Annotated in this window: 20 protein-coding genes and 1 tRNA gene; 4 read left to right on the forward strand and 17 right to left on the reverse strand. The window is 75.7% G+C overall.

Going from position 1 to position 25,484, the window contains the following annotated elements; all coding sequences use genetic code 11:
* Positions 1-48: 48 nt before the first annotated feature.
* From RF640_RS04080 to RF640_RS04125, 10 genes are all read right to left on the reverse strand, one after another.
* Positions 49-2,586, reverse strand: coding sequence for a phosphotransferase (locus RF640_RS04080; protein ID WP_368826690.1), 2,538 nt, complete (start codon positions 2,584-2,586; stop codon positions 49-51).
* Positions 2,583-4,412 carry an ABC transporter ATP-binding protein gene (locus tag RF640_RS04085; RefSeq protein ID WP_095651597.1) on the reverse strand — a complete coding sequence of 610 codons (1,830 nt, stop codon included), beginning with the start codon at positions 4,410-4,412 and terminating at the stop codon, positions 2,583-2,585. The genes RF640_RS04080 and RF640_RS04085 overlap by 4 nt, the downstream gene beginning before the upstream one ends.
* The gene (locus tag RF640_RS04090; RefSeq protein WP_368826692.1) at positions 4,409-5,680 is read right to left on the reverse strand and encodes a glycosyltransferase family 4 protein; all 1,272 of its coding nucleotides are present in this window, start codon (positions 5,678-5,680) and stop codon (positions 4,409-4,411) included. Before RF640_RS04090 ends, RF640_RS04085 begins: the two co-directional genes overlap by 4 nt.
* The gene (locus RF640_RS04095; RefSeq protein ID WP_368826694.1) at positions 5,680-7,071 is read right to left on the reverse strand and encodes a glycosyltransferase; all 1,392 of its coding nucleotides are present in this window, start codon (positions 7,069-7,071) and stop codon (positions 5,680-5,682) included. Before RF640_RS04095 ends, RF640_RS04090 begins: the two co-directional genes overlap by 1 nt.
* A complete protein-coding gene (locus RF640_RS04100; protein ID WP_115162915.1) occupies positions 7,068-8,279 on the reverse strand; it encodes a glycosyltransferase family protein in 1,212 nt (403 codons plus the stop codon). Before RF640_RS04100 ends, RF640_RS04095 begins: the two co-directional genes overlap by 4 nt.
* Positions 8,280-8,470: 191 nt before the next feature.
* Positions 8,471-9,772 (reverse strand): Nramp family divalent metal transporter, encoded by a 1,302-nt coding sequence (locus RF640_RS04105; protein WP_368826697.1) that lies wholly within the window; start codon positions 9,770-9,772, stop codon positions 8,471-8,473.
* A 74-nt stretch (positions 9,773-9,846) separates the two neighbouring features.
* Complete coding sequence (locus RF640_RS04110) at positions 9,847-10,515, reverse strand: response regulator transcription factor (protein WP_109222000.1); 669 nt, start codon at positions 10,513-10,515, stop codon at positions 9,847-9,849.
* A 9-nt stretch (positions 10,516-10,524) separates the two neighbouring features.
* Positions 10,525-12,129 (reverse strand): cell wall metabolism sensor histidine kinase WalK, encoded by a 1,605-nt coding sequence (locus RF640_RS04115; RefSeq protein ID WP_081994267.1) that lies wholly within the window; start codon positions 12,127-12,129, stop codon positions 10,525-10,527.
* A 96-nt stretch (positions 12,130-12,225) separates the two neighbouring features.
* Entirely contained in the window at positions 12,226-14,103 is a 1,878-nt protein-coding gene (locus RF640_RS04120) for a DEAD/DEAH box helicase (RefSeq protein ID WP_035924945.1), read from the reverse strand.
* Between the two features lie 241 nt (positions 14,104-14,344).
* Positions 14,345-15,835: a DUF2079 domain-containing protein gene (locus RF640_RS04125; RefSeq protein WP_368826699.1), complete on the reverse strand. Its 1,491-nt coding sequence runs from the start codon at positions 15,833-15,835 to the stop codon at positions 14,345-14,347.
* A 6-nt stretch (positions 15,836-15,841) separates the two neighbouring features.
* Here RF640_RS04125 and RF640_RS04130 point away from each other — a divergent pair, with 6 nt between their 5' ends.
* Positions 15,842-16,831, forward strand: coding sequence for a DNA-3-methyladenine glycosylase (locus RF640_RS04130; protein ID WP_017834261.1), 990 nt, complete (start codon positions 15,842-15,844; stop codon positions 16,829-16,831).
* Between the two features lie 83 nt (positions 16,832-16,914).
* Complete coding sequence (locus RF640_RS04135) at positions 16,915-17,634, forward strand: VIT family protein (protein ID WP_109221997.1); 720 nt, start codon at positions 16,915-16,917, stop codon at positions 17,632-17,634.
* 116 nt (positions 17,635-17,750) lie between these two features.
* Here the strand turns inward: RF640_RS04135 and trxA are convergent, their stop codons facing one another.
* Positions 17,751-18,128, reverse strand: coding sequence for a thioredoxin (gene trxA / locus RF640_RS04140; RefSeq protein WP_035924949.1), 378 nt, complete (start codon positions 18,126-18,128; stop codon positions 17,751-17,753).
* 168 nt (positions 18,129-18,296) lie between these two features.
* Here trxA and RF640_RS04145 point away from each other — a divergent pair, with 168 nt between their 5' ends.
* The gene (locus tag RF640_RS04145; protein ID WP_109221996.1) at positions 18,297-19,334 is read left to right on the forward strand and encodes an LLM class flavin-dependent oxidoreductase; all 1,038 of its coding nucleotides are present in this window, start codon (positions 18,297-18,299) and stop codon (positions 19,332-19,334) included.
* 43 nt (positions 19,335-19,377) lie between these two features.
* On the opposite strand, the gene RF640_RS04150 is transcribed toward RF640_RS04145, so the two are convergent.
* From RF640_RS04150 to RF640_RS04165, 4 genes are all read right to left on the reverse strand, one after another.
* A complete protein-coding gene (locus tag RF640_RS04150) occupies positions 19,378-20,064 on the reverse strand; it encodes a class F sortase (protein WP_126350301.1) in 687 nt (228 codons plus the stop codon).
* An 86-nt stretch (positions 20,065-20,150) separates the two neighbouring features.
* Positions 20,151-20,828: a hypothetical protein gene (locus RF640_RS04155; protein WP_368826703.1), complete on the reverse strand. Its 678-nt coding sequence runs from the start codon at positions 20,826-20,828 to the stop codon at positions 20,151-20,153.
* Positions 20,829-21,298: 470 nt separating this feature from the next.
* Positions 21,299-21,380, reverse strand: a tRNA-Tyr gene (locus tag RF640_RS04160).
* A gap of 106 nt (positions 21,381-21,486) precedes the next feature.
* On the reverse strand, positions 21,487-21,807 hold the full coding sequence (locus RF640_RS04165) for a hypothetical protein (protein ID WP_017832434.1): 321 nt from the start codon (positions 21,805-21,807) through the stop codon (positions 21,487-21,489).
* Between the two features lie 138 nt (positions 21,808-21,945).
* Between RF640_RS04165 and RF640_RS04170 the strand changes: the two genes are divergently transcribed.
* The gene (locus RF640_RS04170; RefSeq protein WP_017832435.1) at positions 21,946-22,437 is read left to right on the forward strand and encodes a YajQ family cyclic di-GMP-binding protein; all 492 of its coding nucleotides are present in this window, start codon (positions 21,946-21,948) and stop codon (positions 22,435-22,437) included.
* Between the two features lie 97 nt (positions 22,438-22,534).
* Here RF640_RS04170 and htpX read toward each other — a convergent pair whose 3' ends face one another.
* Positions 22,535-23,419, reverse strand: a complete 885-nt coding sequence (gene htpX / locus RF640_RS04175; RefSeq protein WP_017832436.1) for a zinc metalloprotease HtpX — start codon at positions 23,417-23,419, stop codon at positions 22,535-22,537.
* 16 nt (positions 23,420-23,435) lie between these two features.
* Entirely contained in the window at positions 23,436-25,313 is a 1,878-nt protein-coding gene (locus RF640_RS04180; RefSeq protein ID WP_368826706.1) for a zf-HC2 domain-containing protein, read from the reverse strand.
* Between the last annotated feature and the right edge of the window lie 171 nt (positions 25,314-25,484).

Here is a 25,484-nt window from a genome sequence, read left to right on the forward strand (position 1 = left end):
CAGTGTCCAGGAACCGGTTGAGGGGGGCATGAGAACATGAGAGCCCTCTCAGGAACGCAGCCCGTCGAGCAGGTCCTGCGCCACAGCGCGCCACCGCGGGCGGAACGCGTAGACGCAGGCGAGCCGCAGCCGGGTCGCCTCGGCGTGCACGGCGAGACGGCCGGGGTCGGCGCCCAGCACCCGGGCCACCGCGGTCACGGCCTCCTGTCCCGCCGCCCGGAGCGCAGGCTCGAGCAGGCCCTGCGCCGCGCGCAGCTCCAGGTGCACGGAGAGGTTCGCGAGGTCGAGCTCGGGCTCGCCGAGGGCCGCGGTGTCGAAGTCCAGGAGCCCCAGCCGTGCGCCGTCGAAGAGCAGCTGCTGGTCGTGCAGGTCCCGGTGCAGCACGACCCGGCCCCGCCGGTCGGCGGGCAGGGCCGAGAGCTCCGCCCCGATCCGCCGTGCCCGTGCGGCGACCGCCCCCGGCGGGGCCTCGAGCAGACCCGGGAACGCCTCGAGCCGGCCGGCCCAGCGGGCCAGCGTGCGGGCCTCGTCCTCGGCCGTGTGCGCGGGCAGCGGCTCCGTGCCCGGCGCGGCGGTGGCCAGGGCCGGCCAGCACCGCGCCCACTCCGCCCAGGCGGCACGGTAGGCGTCGTTCCGTCCCGCGGCCCCCAGCTCGTGCAGGCTCCGGCCGGGCAGGACGGAGAACTCGACCCGGTCCTCGGCCCGGGCCAGGACGGCGGGCACGGCGAAGCCCGCCGCCGTGCCCAGCCCGTGGAGCCGGTCGGACAGCTCGGCGACCCGGGCGGCCCGGCCGCGGGCCAGGAACTTGACGAAGCGGTCCGGGGTGCCGACCACCGCCCGCCGGCGGTGCCGGTGCACGACCACCCGGCCGCCGGCCGCGGCCGCCGCGGCGAGTCCGGGGAGGCGGGGGTCCTCGCCGTGGGGCAGGACGCGGACGGCCCACGGCCGCCCCGCGCCGGGGGCCGCCTCGCCCGCGCGAACGCGTCCGTGCTCGTCCTCGAGCTCGAGCACGAGCCGGGTGCCGTCCGCCGGCCAGGCGCGGCGCACCCGCAGCGGCCGCCCGTCGGCGTCCGGCACGGTCTCCGGCACGCGCACGGGGCGGGTCCGCGGGACGTGCCCACTGCCGGAGTCCACGACGTGCACCGGATCCCCGCCGGCGGGCACGGGGCCCGCGGGCACACGGTCGGCGGGCACGGCGCCGCGCGGCACGGACGGCGGGGCGCCCGGCGCGGACGGCACGGGCTCCGGCGCGAGTGTGGGGGTCACCGGCGCCCGCTGCACCTGATCCACCAGCCGCTGCGCGAGCTCGATCCGCCGGTCCGTGCGCTCCCGCCAGTCGGCGGCGGCCGAGCGGAAGGGCTCCATGCTCCGGGCGAGGACGTGGAACGCGGCCCAGGCCAGGATCTCGGACCATGGCGGCAGCGCCGCCCCGGACCCGTACCCGCGCAGCAGGGCGCCCGTCAGGGACAGCTCCTCGGCTGCGGCGGGGGGCTGTTCGGCGCCCGGGCCGAGGAGCTCCACGGCGAGGAAGCTGCCGAGGTCGTCGGCCGCCGTGCCGGTGCGGACCCGGTCGAGGTCGGCGAGCCGGAGCTCCGGCGCCCCCGGGCCCCCGTCGCCGCGCACGAGCACCTGGTCCGCGGAGAAGTCCCCGTGCAGCATCCGCACGGGGGTCCCGGTGCGGTCCGCCAGGGCCTCGGCCACGACCCGGCCGGTCCGGGCGCAGCGGACGCCCGACCGCCGGTCGAGGGCGGACAGGTCGGCGGCCAGCGAGCGCAGCTTCCGGCCCGCGTCCAGGGGGGCGCCGACCCGTGCGGGGCCGAGGAGCGCCGGTCCGCGCTCGTGCAGCTGCGCCAGTGCCGTGCCCGCGGCGGCGGCGGCCTGGAGCACGGGCCCTCCGGGTCCGGTGCCGGGGCCTGGGCCGTCCGGGGCCGCGGCGCGGGCTGCGAGGTCGCCGTCCCCGAACCAGGGGTAGTGCAGCACGTGCGGTGACACGGGGAGGCCGGGGACGGGCACCGGGGCGAGCACCGGGATCCCGGCGGCGGCGAGCCGGGTCAGCAGCACCGGGTCCGCGGGGGCGGGGCCGGCGGTGAGCTTCGTGACCCGGCCGGCCCCGCCGCTGTCGGCGCCCGTGAGGACCGCGCGGCGGCGGGGGTTGTAGCGCAGCAGCCGGGCGGGGTCCCCCGGCTGCCCGAGCCGCCGGGCCCGGTCCGGCCCGAGCACGGCGAGCGCGCGCCGCAGCTCGGGGTCCGTGCTGATCGTCCCCACGGCCAGACGGTGACCGGGGCGTCCCGGCACGTCCGCGACCAGCACGGGCGCCGGCCGGCCGTCCCGCGCGGCGCGGGCCAGGACCTTCTCGAGCTTGTCCCCCCCGTCCCCGGCGGGGGCGTAGGCGGCGACCCAGTGCACCGCGCCCGTGGTCCCGGCGTCCACGCGGGCCACGACCGAGACGCCGGGCTTGTAGCGCAGGTGGCTGGTGCGCAGCGGGCCGCCGAGCTGGTGGCCGAAGAGCTCGGTGAGCCGGCCGGGGTCGAGGACCGCGGCGAGCGCGGGCAGGCTCTCCCAGGAGTCGGGCAGGTGCAGCGTCACGAGCGGACCTCCCGGCGGTCCTGCGCCCGCTGCTGCTCGACCCACGCGGCGAACACGCCGTCCGGCCGGGCGAGCAGCTCCTCGGGGGCGCCGTCGAGCAGGATGCGCCCGTCCTGGACCCACAGCACGCGGTCGGCGGCGAGCGCGAGGGCGGCGTCGTGGGTCACCGCCAGGGACGTGCGGCCGCGGACCAGGCGCCCGAGGGCGTCCAGCACGTCCCGGGCGGACCGGGGGTCGAGTCCGGTGGTGGCCTCGTCGAGCAGCACGACGGGTGCGTCGCGCAGCAGGGCGCGCGCGATGGCCAGCCGCTGGCGCTGCCCGCCCGAGACGGTCGAGCCGCGCTCCCCCACCGGGGTGTCGTAGCCCTGCGGGAACGCCGTCACGAACTCGTGGGCCTGGGCGGCGGACGCGGCGGCCTCGACCTCGGCGTCGGTGGCCCCCGGGCGGCCGAGCCGGATGTTCTCCCGCACGGTGCCGTGGAAGAGGACGGAGTCCTGCAGCAGCAGGGCGGTGCTGCCGCGCACCGTGCCGAGGCTCAGGGCGCGCAGGTCGTGGCCGTCGAGGGTCACGGACCCGGCGACCGGGTCCATCATCCGCACCAGCAGGGAGACGAGGGTCGACTTCCCGGAGCCGGACGGGCCGACGACGGCGACGTGCTGGCCCGCCGGGATCACGAGGTCGACGTCGCGCAGCACGGTGCGCCCGCCGTGCTCCGGGTCCCCGTACGCGGCGTCCACGTGGTGGAGGGCGATCTCCCCGCGCACCCCGGGCAGGACCAGGGCGCCCGAGGCCTCCCGCACGTCCACGGGCTCCGCCACGAGGTCGGCCACCCGCTCCCCGGATGCCGCGGCGCGGGCGATGCGCCCGGTGTACTTGGCCATGTCCCGCAGGGGCTTCATGCACGTCTTGAGATAGGTCGTGAACAGGACCAGGTCGCCCAGGCTCATGGCGCCCTCGAGCACCCGCAGGCCGCCGCCGAAGATCACGGCCGCGGTGGCCACGCCCACGATCACGTCCGTGGCCCGCTCGAGCGCGGCGGCCAGACGGCGGGACTGCACGCCCTGGGTGAGAGCCTGCCGGTTGGCGCGGCCGAAGGAGCCGGCCATGTGCTCCTCCAGCCCGTAGGCCTGGACGGTGCGGATCGCGCCGAGGGACTCGTGGGCGGTGTTCGCCAGCGCGCCCTCCCCCTGCCGGGTCCGGCGCGAGGCCTCGGTGATCCGCCCGGAGGACCCTCGGCCCACCAGCAGGAAGGCCAGGATCGCCACGACCACCACGAGGGCCAGGAGCCAGTCGAGGAAGAGCATCACCGTGCACATGACCACGAGGGTGATGACGTTGGCCAGCAGCGGCAGGCCCGCGGTGACGGCCACCTCCTGGAGCTTGCCGATGTCCGAGACGAGGCGCTGGACCGTGTCCCCGGCCCGGGAGACCGAGTGGTAGCGGTCCGACAGCGCCTGGACGTGCGCGAACACCCGTTCGCGCAGGGCGGTGGAGACCCGGGAGCCGACGAGGGCGAACGCGACCGTGGCGAGGTAGTTGGCGAGCGCGCGGAACCCCACCACCGCGACCGTGGCCAGCCCGGCGGCCGCGAGCAGCTGCCACGAGGCCTCCGGGATCCACGGGTCGACGTTGTCGGCGCCGAGGGAGAGGGACACGGCGTCGACGACGATCTTCAGCGGCCACGGCTCGAGCACGCGGAAGGCCACCTCGGCCAGGAGCACCACGACGCCGCCCGCGGCGAGCAGCCGGTGCTCGCGCAGGTGCGGGGTGAGCAGCCCGAGGGTGCGCCGGAGGGCCCTGCGGTCGAGCCGCCTGCCCCCGCTCACCGCGGCGCTCCCTGCAGTGCTCCCGGTGCGGCCGGGCGCGGTGCGGCGCCGCTGCGGGGTCGCGTGCCGGTGGGATCCGGAGGGGCGAGGTCCGTGCCGGCGAGGATGCCGTCGAGCACCGCGGTCCAGGAGCGCCGGGCGACCGCGTCGCGGCGGCCGGCGCGTCCCAGGGCACGCCGCCGGCCGGGATCGGCCACCAGCGCGTCGACGGCGCCGGCCAGCGCGGTGGGGTCCGAGGGCGCCACGAGCAGCCCGGTCACCCCGTCCTCGACCGCGGCCGGCACCTGGCCCACGCGGGACGCGACGACCGGCAGGGCCGCGGCGGCGTACTCGTAGATCTTCAGCGGCGAGAAGTACTGGTCCGCGGCGTCCTCCGTGGCGGGATAGGGCGCGACGGCCACGGCGCAGTCGGCCAGCAGCCCGGGCACCGCGGCGGGGGGCACCGCGCCGGTGAACTCGGCGTCGACGCCCAGCTCGGCGGCCAGCTCCTCGAGGGACGCCCGCTGGGGGCCGTCCCCCACCACGCGCAGGCGCCAGTCGGCGGCGGCCTCCGCGCGGGCCCGGATCAGGTGCTCCACGCCGTGCCAGGGCTTGAGCGTGCCGACGAACACGACGACCGGCGGCACGGGGTCCGGTCCCCGGGCGGCGGAGTCGCGGCACGGACGGATGCGCTCCACGTTCACCCCGTTGGGGGCGACCAGGACCCGGCCGGCCGGCCCGCCGGTGTCGGCCACGGTCCGCTCCACCCAGCGGGCGACCGGCTCGGAGACGCAGGCCGTGCGCTCGGCGGCGGCGACCTGCGCGGCGAGCGCGGCGCGGGCGGCCGCCCCGTCCACGAGGTCGCGGTGGGTCCGCTGCTCGTCGATCAGCGGCGAGTTCACCTCGAGGACGCCGGGGACGCCGAGCGCGCCGGTGATCCCGGCCAGGGCGGTCGAGAACAGGGAGTGCCGCTCGTGCACCGCGTCGGCGCCGTCGGCGACGACCCGCTCCGCGATCCGGCGGGCGGCGTCCGCCTGGGCCCGCTCCCGGGCCGCGACGCGCGCGGCGCGGCCGGGAGCGGCGGACGCGGGGCCCGCCGGGACCGGGACGTGGACGACCGGGACGTCGGCGAGGTCGGCGGGGACGTCCTCGCCGAGCCGGGTGGCGTAGAGGCGGACCTCGGCGCCGCGGGCGCGCCAGGCGCGCAGGATCTCCTGGACGTGGACGGAGGCGCCCTTGGTGCCGAACACGGGGACGCCGGGGTCGGCGCAGACGTAGGCGAGACGCATCAGCGGTCGGCTCCTTCGCGGAGGGGGACAGGTCCTGGGACGGGGTCGGCGGCTCGGGCAGGGGCCGGGGCGGGCTCTCGGGTCCGGCCACGGGGCGGCAGCAGGCGCGGGGCCTCCGGGGGGCGTGCGGCGTGCCGGACAGGGCCCCGGGCCGGGTCGGGCTCCGCCCGGTCCGGGACCGGCGGGGGCAGCAGCGCCTGCAGGGCGGCGGCCTGGCCGGTCGAGTCGTAGTCCCGGGTCACGAGGGCGCGGGCGGCCCGGGCGGCGCCCACCCGGTCGAATCCGGGGTCGGCGACCGCGGCGAGCGCGCCGAGCAGGGCGTCGTCGTCGTCGGCGGGGACGAGGACCCCGGTGCGCGGGGCCGCGTTGCGGACCACCTCGGGGATGCCGGTGACGTCGCTCGCGATCACGGGCACGCCCATGGCCATCGCCTCGAGCAGCACGGTGGGCAGGCCGTCGGCGTTGCCGTCGGCGCCCACCGTGCACGGGGCCGCGAAGACGTCCGCGGCGCGCAGCAGCCGGCCGACCTCGGCCTGGGTGCGGGGCCCGACGAGGTCGACGACGTCCCCGGCGCCGAGCTCCGCGACCAGGGCGCGCAGCGGCCCCTCCAGCTCGCCGCCGCCGGCGACGGTGACGGACAGCCGCCCGCCCTGCTCCCGGTACCGGGCGGCCGCCCGCACGAGGCGGTCGAAGCCCTTCTTCTCCACGAGCCGCCCCACGGCCACGACCCGCAGGGTCTCCCCCACGGGCGCGGGGTCCCGGTAAGGGAAGCGGGCGAGCTCCAGGCCGTTGCGCACGAGCCGCAGCCGGTGCGCGTGCGCGGGGAACGCGGAGGCCAGGTGCCGCCGGTTGTACTCGGAGATCGCCACCACGTGCTCCGCCCGCTCGAGGGTGCGGCGCAGCCGGGCGGGGTCCACGGACTCGTGGAAGATGTCCTTCGCGTGGGTCGTCACGGAGAACGGCACCCCCGTGAGCCGGGAGGCGATCTCGGCGACGTGCGCGGCGAGGGTCGCGAAGTGCGCGTGCAGGTGCGTGATGCCCTGCTCCACGACCCGGGTGGCCAGCGCCACCCCCTGGTGGACCTCGGAGGCCTCCGTGCCGGCCAGCTCCGGGAGCAGGGCGGCGAAGCGGGGGCCGAAGCCGGGGACCACCTCCGCCGCGCGGGCCAGGACGGCCCAGCCGGCGGAGGCCCGCTCGGGGCGCTCCACGTGGTGGACCGGTGCCTGGACGCGGGCCGGCTCGGGGTGGAAGCGCGGGTCGGTGCTGTGCCGGAGGGCGAAGATCGTGAGGTCCTCGCCCTGGGCCTCCCGGGCCAGGACCTCGGTGACCACGAAGGTCTCCGAGAAGCGGGGGTAGACCTTCAGCACGTAGCCGATGCGGTGGCCGCTCACCGGAGGCCTCCGGCACGGGCCGGCACGGCCTGCGCGGGCTCCGGCGGCGGGCCCGCGGGCAGGAGCCGCGCCGCGAGGACGGGCACGGCGTGCAGTCCGTCGAGCGCCAGGTGCCGGCGCAGGCGCACGGTGCCGACCACGCGGTGCAGCCAGCCGCTGAGCGCGGCGCCGGTGAGGGCGTCGGCGGTCAGCACGTCCACCGCGCCGTGGGCCTGGAGGGCGCGGGCCCGGATCAGCTGCTCCTGCCGGGGCCGGTCGCGCGGGACCAGGAGCGCGGGGGTGTTCGTGGTGAGGATCTCGGCGACCGAGTTGTAGCCGCCCATCGACACCACCGCGCTCGCGTCCACCACCTCCGCGAGCGCGTCGGGCACGGACGGCAGGACGAGGGTGCCCGGCACGGCGGCGGCGCGCACCTGCTCGGCGTGCTCCTCCGGCATCTGCGGACCCGTGATCACCACGTGCCGGTGGCCGTGGGGCACCCGGGCGCGCGCCGCCGCGAGGGTCAGGCGGTGGCCGTCGGAGCCCCCGCCGGCCATGGTGAGGACGTAGGGGCGGTCCACGCCGCTCGTGCGCCGTCCGGCGGCCCGGCCGGTGGCGAGGTAGCCGGTGTGGCGGACCAGGTCGGCGAGCTCGGCGGGGATCTCGCCGGAGGCCACCGGGTCGTGCACCGCGCGGTCGCCGTACACCCAGATCTGGTCGTAGACCTCCCGCACGGGGTCCAGGTCCCCGAGCGCGGCCCACTCGCGGGCCGCGGCCGCGGGCTCGTCGAGGACCTCGCGCAGGCCGAGGACCACCGCCGTGCCGGGGCTCCGGTCCCGGAGCCTGCGCAGCGGCTCCAGCAGCTCCCGGTCCACCCCCCAGGCGTGGCGGTCGACGACGACGAGGTGCGGGCGGAAGGCCGTGAGCGCGGCGTCCACCATCCCGGAGCGCAGGGCGGTCAGGTGGCGCATGCCCACGGAGAGGTTGCGGGGCGCGTAGCCGCCCGCGCCCTTGCGGATCCCGGGCAGCACCACCCAGTCGAAGCCGTCGGGGCGCCCGTAGGACGTGGCGGCGTCGATGCCGGTCAGCAGCATGCCCGTCACCGGGCGCCCCGTCAGCGCCGGCAGGTGCTGGGCGAGGGACCGGGCGAGGGCCAGGTTCCGGCGGGTGTGGCCCAGGCCCTGGGAGTCGTGCGAGTACAGCACCACCCGCAGCTCGTCGTCGCTCATCGTGTCCTCCTCGGGGGATCAGCGCCGGTGGGTCCGGCGCCGGTGCGGCTGCCGCCCACTGTGGCCGAGGGACATGATGAGAACATGAGCCGTCGATGAAAAGGTTCTCATCTGCGGACGCCCGGCCCGCCGGGACCGGCCCGGAGGCCCCGGCGGGCCGGTCCGCCCGCGTGGACCGGCCGCGGGCCGGCTCAGCCGCCGAAGACCGGCGCGACCGCCTTGACCAGCTGCTGGCCGCCCAGGACGGCGAAGAGCAGGGCCGTGATGCCCAGGGCGATGTTGGTGTGGAGCTTGTTGGCCCACTCCTTCGGGATCCGGCTGCCGTTGAGCAGGCCCAGCAGCGTGAGGGCGAGGAACGGCATGAACAGCGAGCCGAGGACGCCGTAGGCCAGGATCAGGCCGATCGGCTGCCCCAGGGCGAAGAGGACCATGGGCGGGAACGTCAGCCACAGCACGTAGAAGCGGAAGTACTTGCCGCCCACCCGGGTGTCGGGGTGGCCGGACTCCTTGCCGCGGATGTTGCCCCAGAAGTCCGCGAACATGAGGGAGACGCCGTTCCAGACGCCGATGATCGAGGAGAAGGACGCGGCCCAGAAGCCGATGAGGAAGCCGGTGCCGACCACGTCGCCGTACTCCGCGCGCAGCACGGCGTAGAGGTCGAGCAGGCCCTCGTCACCGGAGCTGAGCGCCACCCCGGCGGAGCGGACCACCTCGGCGCCCACCACGAGCATGGCGATGACGAAGACCCCCGTCACGACGTAGGCCATGGAGTTGTCGATCCGCATGACGCGCATCCACTTGGGCGTGTACCACCCCTTCTCGCGCAGCCAGTAGCCGTAGGCGGCCAAGGTGATGGTGCCGCCCACGCCCCCGGCGAGCGCCAGCGTGTAGAGCACGCCGCCCTCCGGGATGACGGGCACCAGGCCCGTCAGCATCTCGGGGATGTTGGGGGCGGCGATGACCGCCAGCCCCACCACGGTGACGAACATCAGGCCGACCAGGGCGGCGGTGACCTTCTCGAAGAAGGAGTACTTCCCGAACCACACCATGACGAAGCCGAGCAGCCCCATGATGATCGCCCAGGCCCACAGGGGCAGGACGGGGAACACCGCCGCGAGGGGCAGCGCCGCCGAGGACATCGCGGTGGCGCCGTAGACGAAGCCCCAGATCATGATGTACGGGCCGAAGTACCAGGTGGTCCAGCGGCCCAGTGACCGCCAGCCCTCGAAGATCGTCCTGCCGGTGGCCAGGGTGAAGCGCCCGGCGCCCTCCACGAGGATGATCTTGAGGATCACGCCGAGGATCACCGCCCACAGCAGTCCGTACCCGTACCGGGACCCGGCGACCAGGGTGGCGACCATGTCGGCGGCGCCGACGCCCGTGGCGGCCACCACCAGGCCGGGGCCGATGATCTTCCACTTGGCGGGCGCCCCGCCGTCGTCGTCCGTGCGGGCTCGGTGGGCCGCGAAAGACTTCTCGTTCGCTTCGCTCATGCTGGTTCCTCGTCAGATCGGTCCGTCGGGTGGCCGGGGCCGTGCCCCGGATCACCCTACCGGGCCGGTGCCGATCAGAGCTTGGCGAGGCGGTAGCCGGCTCCGCGCACGGTGACGATGCGCTCCGCGCCGAGCTTGTTGCGCAGGTAGCGGACGTAGACGTCCACCACGTTGGACGAGCCGTCGAAGTCGTAGCCCCAGACCTTGTTCAGCAGCTGCTCGCGCGTCAGCACCTGACCGGGGCTCTCGAGGAACGCCCTGGCCATGGCGAACTCCCGGGCGGAGAGCTCGACCTGCCGGTCCTCGAGCACCGCGCACCGGGTCCCGACGTCGAGGGCGAGCCCGCCGTAGCGCAGCCCGTCGGCGGTCTGCTCGGCCACCGCGCGGTCCCGGAGCCGGGCCCGGACGCGGGCCAGCAGCTCCTGGAACCGGAACGGCTTCGCGAGGTAGTCGTCGGCCCCCTGCTCCAGCCCCGCGACGGTGTCCTCGACCGAGTCGCGGGCGGTGCACATGATCACGGGGATCGAGAAGCCCAGGGACCGCAGCACCGAGAGCACCTGGAAGCCGTCCATGCCCGGCAGACCCACGTCGAGGACGAGCAGGTCGAACTCCCCGGTGCTCGCGTAGTCGAGGGCGCTCGTGCCGTCCTCGACCACGGTGGTCGTGTAGCCCGCGGCGCGCAGGCCCTTCTGGATGAAGCGCGCGATGCGCTCCTCGTCCTCGGCGATGAGGATGCTGGCCATGGGGTGCCTCTACTTCCTGGAGGGTGCGGGGCTGAGGTCGGGACCGGGCACGGGGGCCGGAGGCACCGCGGCACCGGACCCGGCGGCACCGGACGGGGGGACCGGGGCCGCGGCGGGCGGGGACTCCGGCAGCCGGAGCGTGAACGTGGCGCCGCGGCCGGGGCTCGACCGCAGCCCCACGGTCCCGCCGTGCCCGTGGGCGATGGCGGCCACGATCGCGAGGCCGAGCCCGGAGCCCTCCACGGTGCGCCCGGTCTCGGCCCGGCCGAAGCGCTCGAAGATCCGCTGCTGGTCCTCCGGGGCCACGCCCACGCCGGTGTCCCGGACCCACACCTCGAGGCTGCGCGCGGGGGTGTCCTCGCCGGGCGCGGCGGGCCCGGTGGCCCAGGCGGCGCCGAGGGCCACGAGGTCCCCGGGGGCGGAGAACTTCACCGCGTTGGCGGCGAGCTGCACGACCGCCTGGGTGAGCCGCTGCGCGTCGGCCACGACCTGCCCCTCGGCCCGCGCCTCGAGCTCCCAGCGCCGGTCCCCCAGCGCGCGCAGCCGGTCCATCGTGTCGTCGAGCCAGGCGGGGACGTCCACGGGGCCGGGGCGGATGAAGTCGGCGCGCTGGGCCTTGGCGAGCAGCAGCAGGTCCTCCACGAGGCGGTTCATCCGCTCGATCTCGTCGAGGAGCATCGCCCGGGTCTCCTCGACGTCGGCGGGGTCGTGCTCGTCCATCAGCTCGAGGTTGCCGTGCAGGATGGTCAGGGGGGTGCGCAGCTCGTGCGCGGCGTCGTCGAGGAACTGGCGCTGCTGGACGAAGGCCGCCTCGATCCGGCTGAGCATGCCGTTGAAGTTCACGGCGAGCTGGCCCACGTCCGAGTCGTCCTGCGTGACGGGAACGCGTCGCCCCAGGTCGTCCGGGCTGATCTGCTCCGTGGCCCGGCGCAGGCGGGTGATCGGGGCGGTGACCCGGCCCACCAGGACGTAGGCCACCAGCCCCGCCACGACCGTCGTGAGGGCGGCGATGCCGAGGTAGCGCCACAGCGAGTCCAGCACGATCCGGCGCTGGGCGCTCATGTCGAAGCCGACCACGAGGTAGCCCTGGCGCGGGTCCTCGTCCAGGACCACCGAGATGACGCCGAGACGGAGCGTCCGGCCGTCCTGCTCGAGGTCGAAGACGACGGTCTGCCCGGGCCGGGCCCGCTCCACGGCCGCGGCGAGCGTGGCGGGGGCGTCGAGCTGGAACCGTGACCGGTCGGCGTGCTCGAACGCCGGCTCGCCGCCGACGAGCGCGAGGATGCTCTCGTGCTCCCCGGGCACCGTGGTGGTCATGAAGGTGTAGAAGAGCTGCGGCAGGTCCGTGAACGGCTCCTCGGCCGTGGCGTCCAGGTCCTCCGAGAGGGAGGCGTCCGGGCCGAGCGGTCCGCGCTGCGCGAGCCGCTGCAGCTCCCCCGCCTCCTGGACGATGTCCTGGCGCACGGACTCGTCGAGGTCCACCAGGCGCAGGTAGTGGGTGATCCCGCCCACGGCGAGGAGGGCGACCGCCAGGAAGGCGATGGTCGTGGCGAGCACCCGGCTGCGCACGGACCGCAGCTCCGTCCGCACCCTCTCCCACCGCGCGCCCGACATGCGCCCCAGCCTATCGACGGCACGTGAGAGGCAGATGAAGGAGGGACGGGCCGTGCGGCCCGTCCCTCCTCCCGGTCCGGGGTCCTGCCCCCGGGCTCAGTACTTCTTGCTGCGCGGCTTGCGGAACGGCTTCTCGCCGTCCCGGTCGCCCGCGGAGTACCCGGAGCGCTTGCCCTGGTAGCCGCCGCGGGAGTCGTCGCCCCGGGCGCCGCCGCCGCGGCGGGGGCGGTCCTGGTAGGAGGACGAGGTGCTGCGGGGCCGGGTCCGGCCGCCGGCGCCCGGGCCGCGGTCGGCCTCGAGCTGGATGAGCTCACCGTTGATGCGCGTGCGGGAGAGCCGGTCCAGGGTGGAGGCGGGCAGGTTCTCGGGCAGGCCCACGAGGGTGTGGGTCGAGCGGATGTCGATCGCCCCGATCTGCTCGCCGCTCAGCCCGCCCTCGTTGGTGAGGGCCCCCACCACGGAGCCCGGCGAGACGCGGTGCCGGTGGCCGACGGACATCCGGTAGGTGGCCATGCCCTTCTCGGTGCGCGGCTCGCGGCGCGGACGGTCGTCGCCGTCCCGCCCCGGACGGTCCCGGTCGCGGGTGCGCTGCACCGGCTCGGGCAGCTCCTCCACGAAGAAGGGCCGCCCGTCCTGGGCCATCACGGCGATCGCGGCGGCGATCTCCACGGCGTCGACGTCGTGCTCCGCCTGGTACTGCTCGACGAGCTCGCGGAACTGGCCGAGGTCCTCGGACTCCATGGTGTCCGTGATCTGCTGGGCGAACTTGTCCTTGCGGGTCTGGTTCACGTCCTCCGTGGAGGGCATGCGCATGAGCTCCACCGGCTGGCGGGTGGCCTTCTCGATCGCGCGCAGCAGGTACTTCTCCCGCGGGGTCATGAACAGGATCGCCTCGCCGGAGCGCCCGGCGCGGCCGGTGCGCCCGATCCGGTGCACGTAGGACTCGGTGTCGTGCGGGATGTCGTAGTTGACCACGAGCGAGATGCGCTCGACGTCGAGCCCGCGGGCCGCGACGTCCGTGGCCACGAGGACGTCGATCTTGCCCTCGCGCAGGGCCTCGACCGTGCGCTCGCGCATGTTCTGCGGGATGTCGCCGTTGATCGCGGCGGCCGCGTAGCCGCGGGCCTTGAGCCGGTCGGCGACCTCCTCGGTGGCGGCCTTGGTGCGCACGAAGACGATGACGCCGTCGTAGTCCCCGACCTCGAGGATGCGGGTCATGGCCTCCATCTTGTGGGAGCCCATGACCTGCAGGTACCGCTGGCGGGTGTTGGTGCCCGTGGTGGTCTTGCCCTTGACGGCGATCTCCTGCGGGTCCCGCAGGTACTGCTTGGCGATCTTGCGGATCGCGGGGGGCATGGTCGCGGAGAACAGGGCGACCTGCTTCTCGACGGGCGTCTGCGAGAGGATCTGCTCGACGTCCTCGGCGAAGCCCATGCGCAGCATCTCGTCGGCCTCGTCGAGGACCACGTACTGCAGGTGGGACAGGTCGAGGGACCCCTTCTTGAGGTGGTCGATCACGCGGCCGGGCGTGCCGACGACCACCTGGGCGCCGCGGCGCAGCCCGGCCAGCTGCGGACCGTAGGGGGAGCCGCCGTAGACCGGCAGGACGGTGAAGTCCTCGAGGTGGGTGGCGTAGGAGGAGAACGCCTCGCCGACCTGGAGGGCAAGCTCGCGGGTCGGGGCGAGCACCAGGACCTGGGTGTCGCGGGAGACGCCGTTGACGTCGGAGAGCTCGGCGAGCCGGGACAGCGCGGGCACGGCGAAGGCCGCGGTCTTGCCGGTGCCGGTCTGGGCCAGGCCCACCACGTCCTTGCCCTGCAGCAGCACCGGGATGGTGGCGGCCTGGATGGGCGTGGGGTTCTCGTAGCCGACCTCGTCCAGGGTGGCGAGCACCCGGGAGTCGATGCCGAGCTCGGCGAAGGTGATGGTGTGCTCCTCGGCGGTGCCGGGGGTGCTGGGGGTGTCGACGGTCATGGAGAAGTGCCTCGTTATCTGTGCGGGTGGCGGCCCGGGAGCATGCCCAGGGGCGTCGGCCACGGTCGTGGTGTCCGGACGTCCCTGCCAACCACTTGGAGCCCCGCACGGGGCGGGAGCGTCGGACTCGGCGCGGCACGGGCCGCGGCCGAACACGATGCGCGGACGGCATCGCGTTGCACGAGAAAGTGAGGGAGTGACCGGATTCGGTCCGTCCAGTCTAGCGCACGCGACGGCGCGGTCAGCCCCGGCGGCGCACCAGCACGAGGTGCTTCTCGTCACGCACCTCGGTGTAGCCGGCGCCGTAGCGCTGCCGGGCCCAGCCGGCCACGTCCCCCGGCGGGTTCCCGCCCCACGCGGCCCCGAGCCGGTCGACCACCACGTAGTCGGGGGCGGGATCGCCCTCGGACCCCAGCCAGTGCACCTGCGCGCCGGGCACGAGGTGGTGCAGGAGGGTCAGGTCCGTGGCCACGCTCGCCCCCTCGGGGACGGCCGCGACGACCGCGGCCTTGGCGCCCGCCCGGGGGTCCGGACGGTAGGCGGCGGGGTCCACGAGGTCGGCCAGCGGGCGCCCCGGGACCATCAGGAGCGCGACGACGAGCGCCAGTGCCGGCGCGGCCCGGGCGAGCCGCCGGAGGCGTCCGCCGCGCAGCCGCAGCACGGCGTCGAGCAGGGCGACGAAGACAATGGGCATGAGGACGGCGCTGTAGTGCCAGCCCGTGCCCCAGTAGCCGTGGTTCGGCGAGAGCATCCGCCAGAGCAGCGTGGGCAGCGCCACGAGCGCCAGCGGCGAGCGCACGGCGACCACCACGCCCACCGCCAGCACGGCCAGCCAGGTGTGCGCCTTCTGGCCCGGCAGCACCAGGGAGACCAGGGCCCCGGCGGGGTCGGCCGCCACCGCTGCGAGGTCCAGCCGGTCCGCGTACGCGAACCGGCCGTCCGGGCTCAGGGCGGGCAGCACCACGGTCACCGCGAGCGCGGACCAGGCCGCGCCCCACGCGGCGAGGGCGAGCCCGAGCGCCACCGGGCGCCGGTCCCCGTCCGCCTCGCGGTGCGCCCGCCAGGCGAGCACCAGGCCGAGCACCGCGACCGTGACGCCCAGGTCCTCCTTGACGAAGGCGACGGGGGCGGCCCACAGCGCGGCCGCCGTCCACCGCCGCTCCACCAGGCAGCCGAGGGCGAGAACCAGCAGCGGCAGGGCGAAGGCCACCTCGTGGAACTGCACCGCGACGGCGGCCTGCAGCCCGAAGCTGATCCCGTAGGCGAGCCCCAGGGCCGCGCCCGGGCCCGGGCCCAGCGCCCGGACCGCGAAGCCCGTCAGTGCCCCCGCGGAGACGGCCACGAGGACGTCCTGGACCACGAGGAGGGTCAGCGCGGACGGGAACAGCGCGTAGACCGGCCCCAGCAGCACCAGGATCGGGTGGAAGTGGTCGCCCAGCAGGTTCACGCCGTGGCCCTTGATGTGCACGACCGGGCCGTCCCCGGCGGCGTAGGACTTGGCGAGCTGGGTGAAGATCCCCAGGTCCCAGGACGGGACCTCCCAGCGGTGCCACTGGAGCAGGGACCACCACACGTACAGGACGAGCACGAGGAGCCCCACGCCCAGCGGCACCAGCCGCGCCCGCCCGGTCAGCGGCGCGGGACGGGCCGGCGGGGCGGCGCGGCGGAGCGCGGTGGCGGGCATGGCCTCCTCGGTGGCGGGGGGGGCGCCGTCGGACAGGACTGCCATCATGGTCTCATGGCCGTCACCGCTCCCCCGCCCGCCCGCCGGCTCCCGGTGGCCCCGGACGCCGAGCTCGTGTGGGACCCCGAGGGCGCGCTGCACCTGGGCCAGACGCTCGGCGTGCTGGGCCGCGGCAGCGCCGATCCCCTGGTCCGGGTCGCGGCGCCCGACGCCGTGTGGGTCACCGCCCGGACGCCGGCGGGCCCGGTCACGGCGCTGTTCTCCCGCACCGGCGCCGGCCGGCCCCTGCAGCGGCCCGTGCGCGTGCGCGCGTGGGGACCGGGCGCCGAGCAGTTCCTGCTGGAGGCCCCGCGCTGGGCGGGCGCGGAGGACGCGTGGGAGCGGTTCGAGGCCTCGGACGCCTTCGGCGCGCTCCCCCACCGGCTGCGCGTCGCCCGGCACCACCACCCGGGGCTGCGGCTGCCCTCGACCGGCCGGGTGCTGGACCGCGCCGTGCTCTCGGTGCTCGAGCAGCGCGTCACCGTCCGCGAGGCCGTGGCGGCCCACCGGCAGCTCGTCCGGCGCCACGGCGAACCTGCCCCCGGTCCGGCGCCGGAGGGGATGCGGATCGCCCCGACCGCCGAGGCGTGGTGCCGGGTGCCCGTGTGGGAGTGGCACCGGGCGGGGGTCGACGGCGCCCGGGCCGCCACCGTCCGCCGCGTGGCCGGACGGGCCGCCGCCCTGGAGCGCCTGGGCCGGGCCCCGCTGGACGCCGAGCTGCACCGGGGGCTGCGCTCGATCCCCGGCCTGGGGCCCTGGACGGTCGCGGAGATCGTCCAGTGCACGCACGGGGACCCGGACTCGGTCAGCGTCTTCGACTTCCACCTCGCGGACACCGTGTGCTGGTTCTTCGACCGGCGTCCCGGCGACGACCGCCGGATGCTGGAGCTGCTGGAGCCGTGGCGGGGCGACCGGCAGCGGGTCGTGCGCCTGCTGCGGGCCTCCGGCTTCCGCAAGCCCTCGTTCGCTCCGCGGCTGCACCCGGAGGACCACCGGCGCCGGTGAGCGCCGGTGGCCCTCCGGCGCGTGCCGGTGAGGACATCCTGTCCTTGCTGGCACGGCCGCACCGGCGGGCGTTCAATGGAGCCATGACCACCGAACACGTGATCCAGGAGCCCCACGGCGTGGGCTACACCGAGCGGATGAACAAGCTGCGGGCCGGGGTGCTGGGCGCCAACGACGGCATCGTCTCGGTCGCCGCGACGGTCGTCGGCGTCGCGGGCGCCACCGCCAGCTCGAGCGCGATCCTCACCGCGGGCGCCGCCGCGCTCGTGGGCGGGGCCCTGTCCATGGCCCTGGGCGAGTACGTCTCCGTCTCCAGCCAGTCGGACTCGCACCGGGCCCTGATCGAGAAGGAGGAGCGGGAGCTCGCCGAGATGCCCGAGGCGGAGCTGCAGGAGCTCGCCGAGATCTACCAGGCCAAGGGACTCTCCGAGGACACCGCACGGCGGGTCGCGGAGGAGCTGACCGAGCACGACGCCCTGGCCGCGCACCTCGACGCCGAGCTCAACATCGACGCGGAGGACATCGTCAGCCCCTGGAACGCGGCGGTCGCCTCCGCGCTGTCCTTCCTGCTCGGCGCCCTGCTGCCCCTCCTGGCGATCCTGCTGCCGCCGGAGGAGTGGCGGCTCCCCGTGACGTTCGTCGCCGTGCTCGCGGCGCTCGCCCTGACCGGCTGGCTCGGGGCCCGTCTCGGGGGTACGCCGCAGACAGGTCGCGCGGCCCTGCGCGTCGTCGTCGGCGGCGCCCTCGCCCTCGTCGCCACGTTCGCCGTGGGCTCCCTGCTCGGCGTCACGGGCCTCGTCTGAGCTGCCCCGGCACCCCCGGTGCCCCCGCGCCCGGGGGCACCGGGCGGTCCGGGCACGACGACGCCGGGCCCCGCCTCACGGAAGAGGCGGGGCCCGGCGCGGTGGTGCGGGAGGGGTCAGGCGTTGGGCGCGTCCTGGGACTGCTTGGCGACCTCGGCGCGGACCTCTTCCATGTCGAGGCCCTTGACGGCGTCGATGACCTGGTCGAGGGCGGAGGCGGGCAGGGCGCCCGGCTGGGAGAAGACCAGGATGCCCTCGCGGAAGGCCATGAGCGTGGGGATCGACGAGATCTGGGCCGACGCGGCGAGCATCTGCTGCTCCTCGGTGTCGACCTTCCCGAAGACGATGTCCTCGTGCTTCTCCGAGGCGGCCTCGTAGGTCGGTGCGAACTGCTTGCAGGGTCCGCACCACTCGGCCCACCAGTCGAGCAGGACGATGTCGTTCTCGGCGATGGTCTGGCCCAGGGTGTCCTGGGTGATGTCAACAGTAGCCATGCCCTCCAGCGTAGAGGCAGAGCCGGCCGGGGGCACAGGATTTCACTGCCGGCTCAAGACCGCACCGCCGGCGCGCACTAGACTGGGCGTCCGGGCCGGGCCTCCGGCGCGGGCTCCGGGACCGGGACGCCGGTCCGGGGACAGACCCCGTGCACGCCGAGGTGCGCCATGAACTTCGAGATCGGCATCTTCTCGCTGGGCGAGGTGGTCCCGGACCCCGTGACGGGCACCCGGCCCGACAGCCGCCAGCGCCTGCGGGACATCATCGAGCAGGCCGAGGCCGCGGAGCGTGCCGGGCTCACCGTGATCGGCGTCGGGGAGAACCACGGGACGGACGTGGTGGCGGCCTCCCCCGTGGTGCTGCTCTCCGCCATCGCCGGCCGCACCCACCTCCTGCGGCTCACCACGGCCGTCTCCGTGCTCACGGCCGGGGACCCGGTGCGGCTCTACGAGCAGATCGCCATGCTGGACAACATCTCCGGCGGCCGGGCCGAGATGATCGTGGGCCGCGGCGCCTCGCAGCGCGTGCTGCGCGCCCTCGGGCTGGAGCAGCAGGACCACGACGCCCTGTTCGAGGAGAAGCTGCGCCGGCTCCTCACGCTGCGGGAGACCAGTCCCCCGACCTTCGCCGGTCCGCTCGCCCGGGACGGCGTCGAGCTCGAGCTCGAGCCGCGCCCGCTGCAGCCGTGCCTGCCGATCTGGCTGGGCAGCTCCGGCACGCCGGCCTCCGTGGCCCGCGCCGGCGCCCTCGGGCTGCCCCTCGCCCTGCTGCGCACGCACGGCCCCTTCACCGGGGCGGTGCCCGTCGTCGAGGCCTACCGGCGGGCCCTCGAGGCGTCCGGCCGGGACGTCGGCACCCCGGTGGGCCTGAACGTGCCGGGCTTCGTCGCGCGCACCCCGGCGCAGGCCCGGGAGCTCAGCCACCCCTACTTCGCGGCGGGGGCCCGCAGCCACGGGCCTGTCGGGCCGGCGGATCCCCGCTGGTCCCGGGAGGAGTACGACCGGGAGTGCGGCCCGGACGGGACCCTCGTGGTGGGGGACGTGGACGAGGTGGTCGCCAAGATCGTGGCGCAGCAGCGCGCGCTCGGCCACCAGCGCCTCCTGCTCCGGATGGACGCGGGAGGCGTCCCGCACCACCTGGTGCTCGAGTCGATCACGCTGCTGGGCGCCGAGGTGGTGCCGCGGGTCCGCGCCGCCCTGGGCTGACGCCCGGTGCCGGGACCCGGCGCTCGGGGCCGGGGACTCCGGCTCAGGCCGGCGCGGGGGACGCCGTGAGCACCACGTTCTTCCCCCAGAGGTCCTCGGTGTAGCAGCTGACGATGACCAGCCGGTCCGGGACGATGCGCCAGATGTCGCTGTCCTTCAGGGTGTTCTTGTCGTGGGTGACCACCGAGTCCACCACGTACTCCAGCGTCCCGGACCCGGTCTCCAGCTCGATCTCGCTGCCCACGAGCCCGGGATCGCTCAGCCGGTTGAACGGGGCGTCCCGGTCCTCCCAGCTGTGGCCGGTGATGTACGTGGTGTTCTCCGAGCCCTCGCCCGGCATGCCGTACGGGGTGAGCCAGTAGCCGTCCAGGGTGTCCGGCGGGACCAGCAGCTCCGTGGCCAGCTCCTGCTCGCTCGGCGTCAGCGGCAGGACGGTCACGTCGAACCGGGCGTCCTCGACGGTCAGCCGCACGGGGGCCGCCGCCGCCGGCCGGTCGGCGGCGGGCGCTGCGACGGACGGCGTCCGCGTGGCCGCCGCGCTCGGAGGCATCACCGAGGATGCCTCCACCGGCGCGGTGGCCGTCGGGGCCGGGGAGCCGGTGTCCTCCGCGCCCCAGGGGCCGGTCAGCAGGACCGCGGACAGGGCGGCCACGGCGCCGAGACCGCCGACGGCGGCCCAGCGCGTGCCCGCACGACGGCGCGGCGCGGTCTGCTGCTCGGGTGCGTCCATGCTGGCGTCCTCCGGGGGTCGGCTCGGGAAATGGCTGCGCCCTGGTGCCGCGCGAGCGCGGCACCAGGGCGGTCAGCGGTTCGGGATCAGGCGCGGGCGCGGCGCACCCGGAAGGCCACGGCCCCGGACACGGCCGCACCGGCGGCCAGCAGGCCGGCCAGCACGCCGGTGCTGAGCCCGCCCTCCTCGGCGGTTTGCATGTTGATGCCCTGGTTCACGCCGGAGTCGGTGCCGGCCCCGTCGTCCGAGTCGCTCCAGTCGTCGGAGCCGCCCCCGGCGCCCAGGACGTCGCAGTTGCCCTGGAAGAGCGCCACGAGATCGGCGCCGTCCTCCATGAAGACCTCGCCCTGCGCGCGGGCGTCCACGGCGGCGGCCTGGAAGCCGGCCGCGGCGGCGGAGCTCGCCGCGTAGGCCTCGTCCACGGCAGGATCGCTGCTCGAGGCCGCGTAGGACTCCTGCAGGCGCAGGATCTCGGTCCAGGCGCCCTGCGCACGGTCGACGGTGGCGTCGTTCACGATGGCGTCCTCCAGCACGGCCTGCTGGGTCTGGAGCTGGCCCAGGACCGCCTGGTCGGTGACGAGGGAGTTGAAGTGCGTGCCCGCGTCGTAGAGGTGGTCGGCGGCGGTGACCAGGTTGGTCACCGCGGTGCTGGCGGCGGGGGCCACACAGGTGTCGGCATGGGCGGCGGGGGCGCCCAGGAACAGGCCTCCGGCCAGGACGGCAGCCGACGAACCCGCGGCCACCCACTTCTTCACAGCAGTCATATCGGTCTGTCTCCTCAATCATTCAGAACCCCGGGCCTGCCCCTGGGGTACCAGCGCGCGGCACAGTCCTTCCCAGCGTCCTCGGCGTGGCACGCCGGCGGGAGCGCTGCGGGGTCGGTCGTGCTGCTGGTCATCCGGAGTAGGGGGTCCCGACGTGCCGGCTCGGGGAGTGCTGGCACGTGGCCGGATGATGCTGTCGCCTCAAGCTACAAGGATATTCATGTTCTTAGCAATTGTTAAGGGTGGAACGGCGCGGCGGCGCCGTCGGCGTGTCCCCGGATCAGGGGACTCGGCGCGGAATTCCGCGCGGGCCGGGGCACCTCCGGCACCCGCCCGGGCACCGCCCCGGCGCTCTCCTGGCGGCTGGGGGCGGCGGGTGCGTCCCGGCGGCGGGGGACGTGGTGACCCCGCCGTGACCGGGGACGACGAAGGCCCCGGTCCGCGGACCGGGGCCTTCGTGGTGGAACTCGTGGCAGATGAGGGATTCGAACCCCCGTAGGCATTGCCAGCTGATTTACAGTCAGCCCCCTTTGGCCGCTCGGGTAATCTGCCGGGGTGCTCCCGCCGGCCCTTCCGGACCGGTGGTGGCCGCCCCCGCGTGCGGGAGCAGTTCAACAGTACAGAAGATCCGGCGCGATGCGAAATTGCCGGGGACGGCTCAGGCGGCGAGCCGCTCGCACACCTGCTGGAGGAACTTCTCCGCCTGCTCCGCGGTGATCTCGCCGTGGGTCACGGCGTCCGCGAGGTCCTCGGCGACGCCGATCAGCCGCTGCGCCGCCTGGGGGTCGAGCCGTTCGGTGGCCGAGGCCCCCGTGCCCGGTCGGGCCGGCGGCGCCGTCCCGTCGGCGGTCGCGGCCGCCGGTCCCAGCCCGATGCCCATCAGCAGGACCGCCGCCAGCGCGGTGGCCGCCACGGCGCTTCCGCGCCGGGTCCGCCCCGGGCCGGGCGTCACGTCGTCGTGACCCTCGGATGTGCTCATGCCGCCATCCTGGGAGACCGACCTGGACGGATCCTTGGGCGCAGGTCACGAAACGGTGACGGGGCCCTCCCCGGTAGGCTGGGACACAGTCCTGCGGGCCGCACGCCGCCCGTCCACCGTCCCAGCCCAGGAGGCAGCATGGCCAGCGATTCCTCGTTCGACGTCGTCAGCAAGGTCGACAAGCAGGAGGTGTCCAACGCCCTGAACCAGGCCCAGAAGGAGATCGCGCAGCGCTACGACTTCAAGGGCGTGGGCGCCGAGATCGACTTCTCCGGCGAGAAGATCCTCATGAAGGCGAACTCCGAGGAGCGCGTCAACGCCGTCCTCGACGTCTTCCAGTCGAAGCTGGTCAAGCGCGGCATCTCCCTGAAGTCCCTCGACGCCGGGGAGCCCTTCGCCTCCGGCAAGGAGTACCGGATCGAGGCCTCCGTGAAGGAGGGCATCGCCCAGGACCAGGCGAAGAAGATCACCAAGCTCATCCGCGACGAGGGCCCCAAGGGCGTGAAGGCCACCATCCAGGGCGACGAGCTGCGGGTGTCGTCGAAGTCCCGCGACGACCTCCAGGACGTCATCACGCTGCTCAAGGGCTCGGATCTCGAGGTGGACCTGCAGTTCATCAACTACCGCTGAGCTCGTCCCGCGGCGCGGCTCGCGCCGCTCCCCCCGTGCGACGACGGAGCCGCCCACCTCGCGAGGTGGGCGGCTCCGTCGTCGTCGGCGGGCGGGCTCAGCGGCGGCCGATCCCCGCCATGCCCTCGAGCCGGGCCACGCGGTCCGCGGTCGGCGGATGGGTCCGGAACAGGCTGGAGGCGCCGCCGCCGCGGAACGGGTTGGCGATCATCAGGTGCGAGGTGTTGACGAGCTTCTGGTCGGCGGGGTTCAGCGGCCGGGCGTTCGTGCCCATCTCGATCTTGCGCAGGGCGGAGGCCAGCGCGAGCGGATCGCCCGTGAGCTGCGCGCCGTCCTCGTCGGCGTCGTACTCGCGGGTGCGGGAGACCGCGAGCTGGATGACGGTCGCGGCGAGCGGCGCCAGGAAGGCCAGGAGCAGCCCCACGAGAGGGTTGCCGCGGTCACCGCCCCGCCCCCCGCCGAAGATGGCCGAGAACTGGAGGAACTGCGCGGCCGAGGTGATGATGCCGGCCACGGCCGCGGCGATCGAGGACGTGAGGATGTCCCGGTTGTAGACGTGCATCAGCTCGTGGCCCAGCACGCCCCGCAGCTCGCGCTCGTCGAGCAGCTGGAGGATGCCCTCGGTCACGCACACCGCCGAGTTCTCCGGGTTCCGTCCGGTGGCGAAGGCGTTGGGGCTCATCGTCGGGGCGATGAACAGACGGGGCATCGGCTGGTTCGCCCGCTGCGACAGCTCCCGCACGATCCGGTAGTAGCCCGGCGCCTGCTGCTCGGTGATCGGGATGGCGCGCATGGAGCGCAGGGCGAGCTTGTCGCTGTTCCAGTAGCTGTACGCCGTGGACGCCAGGCCGATCAGCGCGAAGACCCAGATGAAGACGCTGCTGCCCGTCCCGCTCGCCACGACCCACCCGATGGCCAGCAGCACCGCCCACAGGCCGCCGAGCAGCAGGACGGTCTTGAGCCCGTTGTTGTGGCTGTGCATCGCGGGTGCGGCTCCTTCATCGGGAACGGGGGTCTTCCGTTGGGCACAACGGCGCCGGCGGCGCCGGTCTTCCCGGGCCGGGCGACGCCCAGGGTTCTCCCAGCCGGCGCCGGGCGTGCTCGTCGCCCGGTGCCGGAGGGATCGCCGCGGTCACCCGCCGGGGGTGGGAGGAGTGGCACCGCCGGCACCGGGCTCCGGGCTCCGGGGACGGGTTCCCCGGCCCGGTTGCTCCGGTCGACGGGAGCTCCTCGGCCGGAGGCACCGTTGCCGCGGGCGCCGTTGCCGCGGGCTCTGACGCCGGGGCCTCGGGGGCCTCCGGAGCCGGGGACTCTGCCGGGGGCTGTTCCGCGCCCGGGGTCTCCGGGGCCGGGACCTCCTCCGCGGGTGGCTCGGTGCCCGGGCTCTCGGTCACCGGCGTCCTGGGCTCGGTCGGCCCGGCGGCCGGGGGTTGCTCGACAGGGGCCTCCCCGGCCGGGCTGCCGTCGTCGTCGGCCGCGGGCAGCGGCGCAGGAGTGCCGCCGCCGGCCGCCGAGGAGCCGCCGGGGGTGCCGCTGTCCGAGGGCCGTCCACCCGCCGCCGCGGGCCGGGGCGCTCGGCCGTCGTCCTGGACGCTCCCCCGGGTGGAGGGGGCCGCCTCGGTGCGACGCCCGGTCGACGCGCCGGCATCGGCGGCGGCCTCCCGTGAGCCGGCGGCCGGTCCGTCCGTCGTGGCCGCGGTGGTGATCGTTCCGCCGCCCGCCCCGGCGGTCCGTGCCTCGGCCGCGGCCTCGGTCAGGGGGCCGGGGGACGGCTCGGAGGTCGGCAGCGACAGCACCCCGCCGGCACCACCGGGCACCGCTGCACCGGCGCCGCGGGCCATGGTGGCCGCGCCGTCGTCCCCGGCGGAGGCCGCGGGTGCGGAGGCCTCCGGCGCGGAGGGGCCCGTCGCGCCGGAGCCGCCGAGGCGCCCCGTGGCCTGTGTCGTCCCGTCGCCGGGACCGCCGGAGCCGGTCACGACGATCCCGGCCAGCGCCGCCGCGGCCGCCAGGGCCCCGGCGCCGAGCAGCACCTTCCGGCCCCGCCGGGTGACGTGGACGGCGGCGAGGGCCCCGCCGGCCACGTCGGTGCCCGGGGCCGCGCCGAGTCGCCCGGCGCTCATCCGTCCCGCGGCCCGGACCAGCTCCACGAGCTCGTCGGTCCGGACGTCCCACAGCGGCACCCCGGCGAGCACGGGCAGCAGCCAGCCGCGCAGGCCTGCTTCGGTGTCCTGCAGGTACAGGTGGTCGGCGGTGCAGCGCGGGCACTCGTCGAGGTGGTCCTGCACGGCCTGCGTCCGCTCGGCGGACAGGCCGCCGTCGGCGAAGGCGCCGAGGTCGGCCGCGCAGTCCGCGCACCCGGCGAGGGTCGGCAGGTCCTGCCTGGCCCGGCGGTAGGCGGCCCGCAGCCCGGCGCGCGCCTCGAGGTGCAGCGCGGTGGTGGCGGCGGGGCTCAGCCCGAGCACCGCGGCCGTCCGCTCGAGCCCGAGGGCCTCGACCTCCAGGTGCCACAGCACGGCCTGCCACGACGCGGGGAGACCGAGATAGATGCCGGTGACCGTCCCGGCCGCGCTCGCCCGCTCCACGCCGGCCCGGCCGACGACGGCGACCAGCCGTGCCCGCAGGAAGACCCCCGGCCCGTCCTCGTCCTGCGTCTCCTCGCCGAGCTCCGCGAGGACCTGGTCGAAGGCGGTGCCCGCCAGCTGCTCCGCGTCCTGGCGGCTCGGCGTGTGGAGCCGCGCCACGACCACGGCGGTGTGCCAGTGCCGGTCCCGCAGGTCCGGGAAGGCGTCGGGCTGCTGCGCCCGCACCGCGGCGAGCAGCTCCTCGTCGGTGCGCGGGGTGCGCCCCTGGGCGAGCGGCTCGGTCGTGCGCGTCATGGGGTCTCCGTCGGTCTCGGGAACGCTCGGTCACCTTGCGGTGCGGGCGACCCGGGAGCGGTGCCGCAGGGCCGTGCCCCCGGCGAAGACGATGACGGCGCACGCCGACGGCGCGCGGTTCCAGAACTGTGGACCCCCCGGTCCCCCGAGCCCATGGTAGAGCGCCCCGGC

The organism is Kocuria sp. CPCC 205231 (assembly GCF_040980965.1).
GTDB classification, from domain to species: domain Bacteria; phylum Actinomycetota; class Actinomycetes; order Actinomycetales; family Micrococcaceae; genus Kocuria; species Kocuria rosea.